Here is a 12,499-nt window from a genome sequence, read left to right as displayed (position 1 = left end):
TGTTGTTTTTTGATTTCCAATCAAAAAATAGATCACATTTAAATGAAATTTCAATAAATAAGTCACAATTAGAATAAAAACAAACTTGCAATAACTTATAATTAGTAGTAGCTATTCCTTTTAATTTTTTAATAATATTATTCAAGTGCCTAAACTTTCCTCACAATCATCCTTTTTTCAAACTAAGTCTTCTTCCCTATGTTTTCTATACTGTGTATAACAATGAACCAGTAAGTAAAAACCAGAAGCATAGGCAAAACACGTTAAAAAGCGTTAAACTATGCAACCATTTAATGAATTAAATGTCGTTAATGACTAACAAAAAGGTGAAGGTTGATGCCGCTCAATACAGTTGAAGAGCTTGTAGCAGACATCCGTGCAGGAAAAATGGTTATCCTAATGGATGACGAAGATCGTGAAAATGAAGGTGATTTAGTCATTGCTGCTACACACGTTCGTCCAGAAGATATCAACTTCATGATTACACATGCACGCGGTTTAGTATGTCTAACATTAAGTAAAGAGCGTTGCCAACAGTTAAATTTACCACTAATGGTCGATGCAAATGGTGCTCAACACGGTACAAACTTCACGCTTTCAATTGAAGCTGCGCAAGGTATTTCAACAGGAATTTCGCCTGCAGAGCGTGCACATACAATTCAAACAGCTGTTGCTGCACATGCAAAACCTGCTGACATTGTTCAACCAGGTCACATCTTCCCATTAATGGCACAACCTGGTGGTGTTTTACACCGTGCAGGTCATACGGAAGCAGGATGTGATTTATCACGTTTAGCGGGTTTAGAACCAGCATCTGTTATTTGTGAAATCATTAATGAAGATGGCACGATGGCGCGTCGTCCAGATCTTGAAGTTTTTGCAGAGAAACATGGTTTAAAAATTGGTACAATTGCCGATCTTATTCATTACCGTATGACCAACGAGCAAACGGTAGAACGTATCGACCAACAAACACTTGATACTGAATATGGCACTTTTGAATTATTCCGTTACCGCGAACTAGGTAATCCAGATATTCATCTAGCTTTAGTAAAAGGTGAACCCAAAGAAGGTGTAACAACCGTTCGTGTTCATGGTTTCAACCCTGCACGTGACTTGCTCAAAATTAATAAGCAAGATGGTGAACCTGCTTGGAACCTAGACCGTGCTTTAAAAGAAATTTCGAAGAGCGATCGTGGTGTTTTAGTTTGGATTGGTCAACGTCATTTACAAGACTTAGGTCCTGCTCTTGATGCTTTAACTACACCTAAAAATGTAAAATCGAATTCTGCACTTTCACAGCAATATCAAACGATTGGTGTTGGTGCACAAATTTTACGTGATTTAGGTGTAGAAAAAATGAAGCTTTTAAGCTCACCTTTACGTTTTAATGCATTATCAGGTTTTAATTTAGAAGTGGTGGAATACATCACTGCACAACAAACATCTTAAAAAATAATCGAGGTTGTTATGGCTATTCGCCGTATTGAAGGTATGTTACATCTCGCTAGCGAAGGTCGTTACGCGATTTTAGTTGGTCGTTTTAACAGTTTTGTTGTAGAACATCTGTTAGAAGGTGCAATTGATACATTGAAACGTCATGGCGTATCAGAGGATAATATCACTGTTGTTCATGCCCCTGGTGCTTGGGAACTTCCTGTAGTTGCAAAAAAACTTGCAGCTTCAAATGGTTTCGATGCAATCATTGCATTAGGCGCAGTGATTCGTGGTAGCACGCCTCACTTCGATTTTGTTGCTGGTGAATGTGCCAAAGGTTTAGGCGTTGTTGGTCTAGACACAGGCTTACCAGTAATTAATGGTGTACTCACTACGGATAGTATTGAACAAGCGATTGAACGCTCTGGTACAAAAGCAGGTAATAAAGGTGGCGAAGCTGCCCTTACTGCGATTGAAATGGTTAACTTGTTAAAGGCTATTTAACGCTATGTCGCAAACACTTCAAGCTACTTATGCAGCAAAACGTAAAGCACGTCGCTTTGCTGTACAAGGAATTTATGAATGGCAAATGAGCCACAATCCAGTGCATGAAATTGAAGCACGTACACGTGTTGAAAATGCAATGCACAAAGTGGATCTTAGCTATTATCATGAATTGTTAACTCAAGTGGTTGCCAATCATGAAGCATTGGATGCGCTCTTAATTCCAGTATTGGATCGTGAACTTAACGCATTAGATGGCGTTGAGCGTGCGACCCTTCGTCTTGGCGCATATGAATTGAAAGAACATCTTGAAATTCCATATCGTGTTCTTTTAGATGAAGCAATTGAGCTTGCTAAACACTTTGGTGGTGCAGACAGTCATAAATACATCAATGGTGTATTAGACCGTTTAGCAACTACTTTACGTGCAGCAGAAAAGCAACAATCTTCTAATTAATTTGAAGTAGTTTTGTTGTATGGCTGAGTTTTCCATCATTGACACTTATTTTAATCGAAAGGCTTCTTCGTCTGTCGATTTAGGTGTGGGTGATGACTCAGCCTTGCTCACCCCTCCTCCCCAGCAACAGTTGGTCATTTGTGCCGATACCCTCGTTGCAAGAAGACATTTCCCTCTAGATACAGATCCACATGCTATTGGTTGGAAATCTGTCGCAGTAAACTTATCCGATATTGCTGCAATGGGTGCAAAACCACACAGCATCTTACTCGCATTGAGCCTACCCCAAATTGATCATGACTGGCTAAAAGCTTTTAGTCAGGGTTTATACGATTGTTGCGATCAATTTGGCGTGAGTTTAATTGGTGGTGATACCACTCAAAGTCCTCATTTAACAATTTCAGTTACAGCACTTGGCTGGGTTGATATCGGTCAGGGTGTTCTGCGTTCTGGCGCGCAAGTGGGTGACTATATTTGTGTGAGTGGTCAAGTTGGCGATGCTGCTTTTGGCTTAAATCATCGCGATCATCCACTTAAAAAACGTTTAGATTACCCAACACCACGCTGTGCCTTAGGACAAAATCTTAAAGGTTTAGCAAATAGTATGATTGATGTTTCAGATGGTCTTGCTCAAGATCTTGGACACATCTTAAAAGCATCTAATGTTGGGGCTAAAATTGAACTAAATCAATTGCCTATTGATAGCGCATTAAACGAATTGCCTTTAGAACAACAATGGCAATATGCACTTGCAGGTGGTGATGATTATGAATTGTGCTTTACAATCAGCCCACAGAATCATGCTAAACTTCTGCAACAACAATTAGATATAAACATCAGTACAATTGGACAAATTACAGAAAATAAAGAATTACACTTTGTTCAAAATGGTCAAAACCAACTACTAAAATTTAATGGATATCAACATTTTGCATAAACCTGCAATCAACTTCAAAGAAATGAGTTGGGCAAACCGTATTATCGTCTTCTGTGGCGTAGGTTTTGGCTCAGGCTTAGCTCCAAAAGCACCAGGGACTTTCGGATCTGCTTTTGCTTTGTTATTTGTTCCTATTTGGCTTGCAATTGGTTTTTTTAACTCCATTTTAGCCATGCTAGTGATGTCTTTAATTGGTATCTATATTTGCGGACAAACAGCAAAAGTCATGAATGTTCATGATGATGGTCGTATTGTTTGGGATGAATTTGCAGGACAATCGATTACATTTTTACCGCTTATTTATTTTGGACAAATGAGTTGGTTATGGGTATTAATTGGTTTCGCACTTTTCCGCTTATTTGATATTTGGAAACCATGGCCCATACGTGTTATTGATCGCCAAGTGGGTGGTGGTTTCGGTATAATGTTCGACGATATTATTGCTGGTCTATGGGCTGCAATTTGTATTCTTGTGTACCTCTATATTTCAATGGCTTAAGCCAAATTTTCAAGGTGTATTATGTCAACTTCTGTGATTATTCTTGCTGCAGGTAAAGGAACTCGAATGCGTTCGAGCTTGCCTAAAGTATTGCAGCCACTCGCAGGACGCCCTTTACTTGGTCATGTCATTGAAACTGCAAAAAAATTAGATGCGAAAAATATCATTACTATTTATGGTCATGGTGGCGACTTAGTTCAACAGGCTTTTGCTCAAGAAAATGTGCAATGGGTTGAGCAAACGGAACAACTCGGTACAGGTCATGCAGTTAAAGTGACTTTACCTGTACTACCAAAAGATGGTGTTTCCCTCATTCTTTCAGGCGATGTACCTTGTATTACTCAAGAAACACTTGAAAACCTTCTTACTGTTTCACGTGAAACAGGTATTGGGCTTGTAACACTGACTCTTGCCGATGCGAGTGGTTATGGTCGTATCGTACGTGAAAATAATAAAATTCAAGCTATTGTTGAGCATAAAGATGCCAATGATCTGCAACGTCAAATTAAAGAAATTAACACAGGTATTTACTGTGTAAGCAATGCCAAATTACATGAATGGTTGCCAAAACTAAGCAACAACAATGCGCAAGGCGAATATTACCTGACTGATATCGTTGCGATGGCCATTTCCGATGGTTTAGAAGTTTCTTCTGTTGAACCACAAATGCCATTTGAAGTTGAAGGCGTAAATGATCGTGTTCAACTTGCTGCTTTAGAACGTGAATTCCAAACATTCCAAGCAAAAAAACTCATGCAACAAGGTGTTCATCTAATTGACCCTTCACGCTTTGACTTACGTGGTTCACTGACTGTAGGTCAAGATGTTCGCATTGATATTAATGTGATTATTGAAGGTGACTGCGAGCTTGGCAACAATGTAGAAATTGGTGCAGGCTGTGTGATTAAAAACACAAAAATTGCTGCAGGTACAAAAGTTCAGCCTTATAGCGTGTTCGATAATGCTGTTGTCGGCGAAGATGCACAAATTGGTCCATTTGCACGTTTACGTCCAGGCGCAAAACTTGCTGCCGAAGTTCATATTGGTAACTTCGTTGAAGTGAAAAATTCAAGTATTGGCTTAGGCTCTAAAGCAAATCACTTTACATACCTTGGCGATGCCGAAGTTGGCGCAGGTTCAAACATTGGCGCAGGTACAATTACTTGTAACTATGATGGTGCAAATAAGTTTAAAACTATTATTGGTGATCATGCCTTTATCGGCTCAAACAGCTCGCTTGTTGCCCCTGTTCACATTGGCAATGGTGCAACTATTGGCGCAGGCTCTACCATCACCCGTGATGTTGCAGAAAATAGCTTGGCGGTAGAACGTTCTAAGCAATTTGCGAAAGAAAATTATCAACGTCCACAAAAAATTAAGAAATAAGAGGAATTCACTATGTGTGGTATTGTCGGTGGCGTTGCAGAACGTAATATTAGTAATATCCTCATTGAAGGTTTAAAGCGCTTAGAATACCGTGGCTACGATTCAGCAGGTTTAGCTTTAATTAATCAAGGGCAAGTTCTACGTGAACGTCGTGTTGGTAAAGTGGCAAATCTTGAACAAGCCGTTTTAGCATCACAAGTATCGGGTTCACTTGGTATTGCACACACACGTTGGGCAACCCATGGTAAACCAACTGAAGAAAATGCCCATCCTCATATTTCAGGCAATGTTGCAGTTGTCCATAACGGTATTATCGAAAATTACCAAGAACTTAAAGATGATTTAGAAGCTTTAGGTTATGTATTTACGTCACAAACAGATACTGAAGTTGTTGCTCATTTAATCAATGATGCACTCAAAACAACACCAAGTTTATTAGAAGCAACACGCCAAGTTGTACCTCAACTTAAAGGTGCTTATGCGCTTGGTATCGTTCATACAGATCATCCTGATGAGTTAATTACGGTTCGTGAAGGTTCTCCGCTTGTGATTGGTGTGGGTATTGGTGAGAACTTTATTAGTTCGGATCAATTGGCGCTTCTTCCAATTACCAACCGTTTTATTTACCTTGAAGAAGGTGATATTGCACGTTTAACCCGTAATAGCATTGAAGTTTTTATAGATGGTCAATTGATTGATCGCCCTGTAAAAGAGCTTGATGCGACCGTAAGTAATGCATCTAAAGGCGAATATAAGCATTACATGCTCAAAGAAATTTATGAGCAACCTGAAGCCATTAAACAAACGATTTCTCAAGCTTTAAATGGCAATGCACTACGTGAAGATTTCTTAGCTTCTGCTATTCAAGATTTTGCCAATATTCAACAAGTTCAAATTATTGCATGTGGTACAAGCTACCATGCAGGCATGATTGCAAAATATTGGTTCGAGCAACTGATTGATCTACCTTGCCAAGTTGAAATTGCAAGTGAATTCCGCTATCGCTCACCTGTGATTGTAAACAATACGCTTTATGTATGTATCTCTCAATCAGGTGAAACTGCCGATACTTTAGCAGCACTTCGTGATACGCAAAAACGTGCAGCTGCAAAAAGCTTAAACATCACAACGATGACGATTTGCAACGTCGCAACATCTTCAATGGTTCGTGAAACAAATCATAGTTTATTGACGCTTGCAGGCCCTGAAATTGGTGTTGCATCAACCAAAGCATTTACTACTCAGCTTGCGGCTTTAATGCTTTTAGTGTTGAAAATTGGTCAAATTAAACAAACCATTTCTGATACTCAAATTGCTGAAATTGTGGCTGAGCTTTGGCATACACCAAAAGTTATTTTAGATACATTGCAAAATGATAAAGAAATTTTACGCTTATCTGAACTCTTTGTTGAGAAGCAACATTGCCTATTCTTAGGTCGTGGTACGCACTTCCCTATTGCGCTGGAAGGTGCTTTAAAACTCAAAGAAATTTCATATATTCATGCTGAAGGTTATGCAGCAGGTGAACTTAAACATGGTCCACTTGCACTTGTAGATAACGACATGCCTGTTGTTATTCTTGCACCTCAAGATGACATGCTCGACAAACTCAAATCGAATATGGAAGAAGTTCAAGCACGTGGCGGTGAACTGTTCGTCTTTGCCGATGAAAATAGCGGTATTAAAGCTAAAGATCGTCAGCATGTGGTTTATGTACCAAGCGTAAATGCCATTCTTGCGCCTATTGTTTATAGTGTTCCTGTTCAATTGCTGTCTTATCATGTTGCTGTATTGCGTGGTACAGATGTCGATCAGCCACGTAACTTAGCGAAGTCTGTCACTGTAGAATAATCATTGAATCAAAAGGCTGGAAATTCCAGCCTTTTTTCACATCACTTGGAAATGAAAATGACTAAACTTACTTGCTTTAAAGCCTATGATATTCGTGGCAAGCTTGGCACAGAACTCAATGAAGAAATCGCCTATAAAATTGGTCGTGCTTATGGTCAAATCTATCACCCCAAAACGGTTGTGGTTGGTTGCGATGTCCGCTTAACAAGTGAAGATTTAAAACAAGCAACCATTAAAGGCTTAAATGATGCTGGTGTTGATGTTTTAGATTTAGGTATGACAGGCACAGAAGAAGTCTATTTCGGTGCTTTCCATTTAGATGTACAAGGTGGTATTGAAATCACCGCAAGTCACAATCCAATGGATTATAACGGTATGAAATTGGTGCGTGATAATGCACGTCCAATTAGTGCCGATACTGGTTTAAAAGAAATCCAACTTCTTGCAGAATCGGGCGAATTTAAAGATGTTGCTGAAAAAGGCACATCTAAAAAATATAATATTTTGCCCGAATTCATCGAACATCTGATGACGTACATTGCCCCTGCAAAAATCAGCCCATTAAAGTTGGTTGTGAATGCAGGCAATGGCGCAGCAGGTCATGTTATTGATGCCATTGAAGATAAATTCAAAGCACTTAATATTCCTGTTGAATTTATTAAAATTCACCACGAAGCTGATGGCACTTTCCCAAATGGTATTCCTAACCCAATTTTAGTTGAAAACCGCGATAGCACTCGTGATGTAGTACTTGCACATAAAGCGGATATGGGGATTGCTTGGGATGGTGACTTTGATCGCTGCTTCTTATTCGATGAAAAAGGTCAATTCATTGAAGGCTATTATATTGTCGGCTTATTGGCTCAAGCATTTTTATTGAAACAATCAGGCGAAAAAATTGTGCATGACCCTCGCCTTGTTTGGAATACTTTTGATGTTGTTGAGCAATATAAAGGTGAAGCGATTCAATCAAAATCGGGGCATTCATTTATTAAAGAAAAAATGCGTGAACACAATGCAGTGTATGGCGGAGAAATGAGTGCTCATCATTATTTCCGTGACTTCGCTTACTGCGATAGCGGTATGATCCCTTGGTTACTCGCAGCTTCTGTTTTATCTGAAACTCAAAAGCCACTATCTTCTCTTGTTGAAGAAATGATTGAAAAATTCCCTTGTTCAGGTGAAATCAACTTTAAAGTTACAGATACTCAAGTGACTATTCAAAAGATTTTCGATCACTTTGCAGATCAAAATCCATCTATTGATAAGACTGATGGCGTAAGTTTAGATTTTGGTGCTTGGCGTTTAAATGTTCGTGCTTCAAATACCGAACCCCTTTTACGTTTAAATATTGAAAGCCGTAAAGATAAAAACCCGAAACCGATACAAGCTTATGTTGATGAGCTGACACAATTGATTCAAGCTTAATTTTTAGATTGATCTATCCAATAAAAAAGAGCCTTAAGGCTCTTTTTTATATTTCAAATTTAACGATATCCATTCGGATTTTGCTTTTGCCAATTCCAACTATCGACAAGCATATCTTCCAAAGCAAATTTTGGTGTCCAACCTAACTCTTTCACAGCACGAGCATTATCTGCAAAAGATGTTGCAACATCGCCTTCACGGCGTGGTGCAAATTCAAAAGGAATATGAATACCATTCACTTTTTCAAAAGTTTGTGCAATTTCAAGCACTGAACAACCATTGCCTGTACCAATATTCCAAGCACGGCAACCTTGAGTATTTAAGCGATTATTCAAAGCACATAAATGCGCATTGGCTAAATCGACCACATGGATATAATCACGCACGCCTGTACCATCTACAGTATCGTAATCATTACCAAATATTGATAATTTTTCACGACGACCAACCGCCACTTGAGTGACATAAGGCATTAAGTTATTTGGAATACCTTGCGGATCTTCACCCATTAAGCCACTTTTATGCGCACCAACAGGGTTGAAATAACGTAATAATGCAACTGACCAACGCTCATCTGCAATAGATAGTTTTTGCAATAATTGCTCAACAATAAGTTTGGTATAACCATAGTTATTCGTTGGCATACCCGTTGGCATATCTTCATTGAGTGGTGAAACATTTGCTTCATCATAAACCGTAGCAGATGAGCTAAAAACCAATTTAAATACTTCAGCACGTTCCATGGCTTTTACTAAGCTAATCGAGCCTGAAATGTTATTTTCAAAGTACTTTAACGGCTCTTGCTGACTTTCACCTACAGCCTTCAAACCTGCAAAGTGGATGACGGCATCTATTTGATGTGTTTTAAAAATTTGATCTAAAATTGCATCATCTAAAATATCGCCTTCTACAAAATCGAGTGTTTTAGATGTCAATGTCTGAACACGATTTAAAGACTCTTCAGAACTGTTCGATAAGTTATCGAGTACGACAACTTTATGTCCTGCATTCAGTAATTCGACACAAGTATGCGAACCAATATAGCCTGCACCACCTGTCACTAAAATTTTAGACATGATCCTTTCCCATTAAAATATGAATTAATCCCTGTGTAGAAGCATCTAATACTGATAAATCTGTTTGCTCACCATTTAAAATAGGAAGCAATTGATTGGCAATTTCTTTGCCTTTTTCAACGCCCCACTGATCAAATGGATTGATATTCCAAAGTACAGATTGTACAAACACTTTATGTTCATACATGGCGATCAACATACCTAAACTGTAAGGATTTAGCTCTTGCATCAAGATTGTGGTACTTGGCTGATTGCCATCATATTTTTTATATTCAGGTAAATCTGAAACTTCATTTTGATCCAAAGCTTGATTACCAAAAGCAAGTAAGCGCGATTGCGCCAAGCAATTTGATAATGCCAAATGATGTTGTTCTATTAGCGCATCTGCATTATCGACATAGGTAAATTGCTTAGCATTATAACGGTGTACAGGCGCAATAAAGTCACTACTCACCGACTGTGTACCCTGATGTAACAATTGATAAAAGGCATGTTGAGCATTGGGACCAACCTCACCCCAAACAATTGGGCAGGTATCCCAATCGACCTTTTCACCATTACGCTGAATCGACTTACCATTCGATTCCATTTCTAATTGCTGTAAATACGATGCAAAGTATTTTAAACGACCATCGTAAGGCAATACTGCATGGGTTTGAATGTCTAAGAAATTATTATTCCAAGCACCCAATAAGCCCATAAGCACAGGAATATTTTTCTCAAATGGTGCAGTTTGAAAGTGTTGATCTATTGCATGTGCGCCTGCTAGAAATTGTTTAAAGCCATCGACACCAATGGTTAACGCAACAGGTAAACCAATACATGACCATAATGAATAACGACCACCTACCCAATCCCAAAGTAGAAATTGATTTTCGGGTGCAATTCCCCAAGCGGTCATTTTCTCAGGTTTGGTCGAAACACCAATAAAATGATGTTTTAGAATATGCTGATCTTGCCCAAGCGCTTTTTCTAGCCAAAGGCGAACGGTTTGCGCATTAGATAAAGTATCAATTGTGCCAAACGACTTCGATGAAATAATAAAAAGTGTCGTTTCAGGACGTAATTTGTGCAATAAATCTGAAAGTTGACTACCATCAATGGTTGAAACAAAGTGCGTATTTAAAGGCTTTTGCGTACTCTTTTTAAAGTCCGATAAAGCATGACTCACCATTAAAGGACCTAAGTCTGAACCACCAACACCAATATTCACCACATCTTGAATGACTTCACCTGTTGCACCACGATATTGACCATCATGAATTTTATTCACGAGGCTAAACATACGTTCTAATTGTGCATGTACATGTTCTGCAACTTTTGGATGTTGTTGATCATTTTTAGGTAAACGCAAAGCCCAATGCATCGCTGCACGTTGTTCTGTGTAATTAATTTCTTCACATGAAAATAAGCGTTTGATCCATGGTGAAAGTTCTTGTGCATGCACCCATTGAACTAAATTTTTAATCACCTTTTGATCAACACGATGCTTACTAAAATCATAGACGATAGGATCGAGAGCCACTGAGAAATTTTGAAATCTTTGCTGATCTTCTGCGAATAATTCAGTCAGATGCTTATTTTCAAATTCATCTTTCAACGAATTTAACTGCACGATCACTGAACCTAAATCCTCTATAGGATAAGGATGAACCTTTGCAACCATTATCGCCCTACCCCCATATAAGCAAACCCTTGAGCTTTGACATAACTCGGGTCATAAATATTGCGACCATCTAAAATAAGTGGATGGTTCATTGTTTTTAATAGTTCAACATAATTTGGGCTCCAATATTGCTTCCACGCTGTCAATAAACATAAGGCGTGTGCATCTTTGACAGCTTCATATTGGTCTGTGCAGTAAATCAAATCTGCTCGGTGTCCATATTCTTTTTCTATTTCAGCAAGCGCTTGAGGATCATGCAGTTTAACCGTTACACCTTGCGCCCAGAGTGCTTTCAACATGGCATGAATAGGTGACTGTTGAATACGTGCGGTATTTTCTTTAAACGCAGCACCCCAAATTGCCACAGTTTTACCTGCTAAATTACCATGGTAATAATTCCACAGTTTGCGAAATAAAATCTCTTTCTGCTGTTCGTTAATATCCCAAACTTGCGAGAGCAATTGGCTTTTTGTTCCTGTATCAGAAACCGTATTGGAAAGCGTTAAAATATCGTGAGAGAAGTTTTCACCACCAAAACCTGCCCCTGGATATAAATATGATGCGCCAATTCTACTATCAGCCGCCATACCCTGACGCACATGTTCAATATCAATCCCTAACTTTTCCGCAACAACGGCTAAATCGTTGATATAACTAATGCGCGTTGCCAACATTCCTGAAACACTCAGTTTCGTGAATTCAGCATCCAATACAGGCATAAACAAATATTGCTGTTCACGTGGAAACAGTGGGCGAAGTAATTCTTTAATTTTAATTTGACTAGATTCGGATGAGCTTCCGACAATAAGTTGCTTGGTTTGAACTAAACTTTGTAATGCATTTCCTTCCTGAATGATGTCAGGTAAATACACCCAATCATCTTCAGATAAAATATTTTCAAATTTTTCTGTACCGTGTAAACCTAAGGTCGATGCATTGATCATCAATTTTGGATGAATAATGGTTCGTTGTTTTAATTCTTTTAAAATCTCAATGCCTTGTGCTTCTTCAGTCGGATTAAAACTAAAGAAATAAGCATCTGTGTCTAAAGGAATATCTTTAAAGTTGCAGTATGTTAAAAAACCATTTTTTTGCTGTTTATCTAGCAATTGCTTCACAGCTTCATCTTGAGTATAGGCTTGTTCTAATGTTGGTTTTTTAAGAAGTTCGCACCAAAAAACTTGATGTCCACATTCTGCCAACAAAGCTGCCAATACACCTGAATATAAGGTTTGTCCAAATACTGCAACTTTCATAT

At 38.6% G+C, this 12,499-nt stretch carries 11 protein-coding genes; 8 read left to right on the top strand and 3 right to left on the bottom strand.

Going from position 1 to position 12,499, the window contains the following annotated elements:
• The first annotated feature begins 336 nt into the window (after nt 1-336).
• Genes ribBA through GTK57_RS06190 form a run of 8 tightly spaced genes read left to right on the top strand, consistent with a single transcriptional unit; the run spans nt 337 to nt 8,499 of the window.
• Nucleotides 337-1,452, top strand: a complete 1,116-nt coding sequence (ribBA, locus tag GTK57_RS06225; RefSeq protein ID WP_152873951.1) for a bifunctional 3,4-dihydroxy-2-butanone-4-phosphate synthase/GTP cyclohydrolase II — start codon at nt 337-339, stop codon at nt 1,450-1,452.
• Nucleotides 1,453-1,470: 18 nt separating this feature from the next.
• Nucleotides 1,471-1,941, top strand: coding sequence for a 6,7-dimethyl-8-ribityllumazine synthase (gene ribH / locus GTK57_RS06220; RefSeq protein WP_152873952.1), 471 nt, complete (start codon nt 1,471-1,473; stop codon nt 1,939-1,941).
• A 4-nt stretch (nt 1,942-1,945) separates the two neighbouring features.
• On the top strand, nt 1,946-2,398 hold the full coding sequence (gene nusB / locus GTK57_RS06215; RefSeq protein ID WP_152873953.1) for a transcription antitermination factor NusB: 453 nt from the start codon (nt 1,946-1,948) through the stop codon (nt 2,396-2,398).
• Between the two features lie 19 nt (nt 2,399-2,417).
• Complete coding sequence (thiL, locus tag GTK57_RS06210; RefSeq protein ID WP_152873954.1) at nt 2,418-3,335, top strand: thiamine-phosphate kinase; 918 nt, start codon at nt 2,418-2,420, stop codon at nt 3,333-3,335.
• Nucleotides 3,313-3,834, top strand: a complete 522-nt coding sequence (locus tag GTK57_RS06205; RefSeq protein WP_152873955.1) for a phosphatidylglycerophosphatase A family protein — start codon at nt 3,313-3,315, stop codon at nt 3,832-3,834. The genes thiL and GTK57_RS06205 overlap by 23 nt, the downstream gene beginning before the upstream one ends.
• A gap of 21 nt (nt 3,835-3,855) precedes the next feature.
• The gene (glmU, locus tag GTK57_RS06200) at nt 3,856-5,220 is read left to right on the top strand and encodes a bifunctional UDP-N-acetylglucosamine diphosphorylase/glucosamine-1-phosphate N-acetyltransferase GlmU (protein WP_152873956.1); all 1,365 of its coding nucleotides are present in this window, start codon (nt 3,856-3,858) and stop codon (nt 5,218-5,220) included.
• A 12-nt stretch (nt 5,221-5,232) separates the two neighbouring features.
• Nucleotides 5,233-7,071, top strand: a complete 1,839-nt coding sequence (glmS, locus tag GTK57_RS06195) for a glutamine--fructose-6-phosphate transaminase (isomerizing) (protein WP_152873957.1) — start codon at nt 5,233-5,235, stop codon at nt 7,069-7,071.
• A 57-nt stretch (nt 7,072-7,128) separates the two neighbouring features.
• Nucleotides 7,129-8,499 carry a phosphohexomutase domain-containing protein gene (locus tag GTK57_RS06190; protein ID WP_152873958.1) on the top strand — a complete coding sequence of 457 codons (1,371 nt, stop codon included), beginning with the start codon at nt 7,129-7,131 and terminating at the stop codon, nt 8,497-8,499.
• Between the two features lie 59 nt (nt 8,500-8,558).
• On the opposite strand, the gene galE is transcribed toward GTK57_RS06190, so the two are convergent.
• The 3 genes from galE to GTK57_RS06175 are packed head-to-tail and all read right to left on the bottom strand — an operon-like array spanning nt 8,559 to nt 12,497.
• Nucleotides 8,559-9,575: a UDP-glucose 4-epimerase GalE gene (gene galE, locus GTK57_RS06185; protein WP_152873959.1), complete on the bottom strand. Its 1,017-nt coding sequence runs from the start codon at nt 9,573-9,575 to the stop codon at nt 8,559-8,561.
• On the bottom strand, nt 9,568-11,241 hold the full coding sequence (pgi, locus tag GTK57_RS06180) for a glucose-6-phosphate isomerase (protein WP_163121956.1): 1,674 nt from the start codon (nt 11,239-11,241) through the stop codon (nt 9,568-9,570). Before pgi ends, galE begins: the two co-directional genes overlap by 8 nt.
• The gene (locus GTK57_RS06175) at nt 11,241-12,497 is read right to left on the bottom strand and encodes a nucleotide sugar dehydrogenase (protein ID WP_152873961.1); all 1,257 of its coding nucleotides are present in this window, start codon (nt 12,495-12,497) and stop codon (nt 11,241-11,243) included. Before GTK57_RS06175 ends, pgi begins: the two co-directional genes overlap by 1 nt.
• Nucleotides 12,498-12,499: the final 2 nt, after the last annotated feature.

Origin of the sequence: Acinetobacter portensis (assembly GCF_010646905.1) — a bacterium.
GTDB classification, from domain to species: Bacteria; Pseudomonadota; Gammaproteobacteria; order Pseudomonadales; family Moraxellaceae; genus Acinetobacter; species Acinetobacter portensis.
Note: the sequence above shows the minus strand (reverse complement) of the source record. Positions and strands in the feature narration are given on the sequence as shown.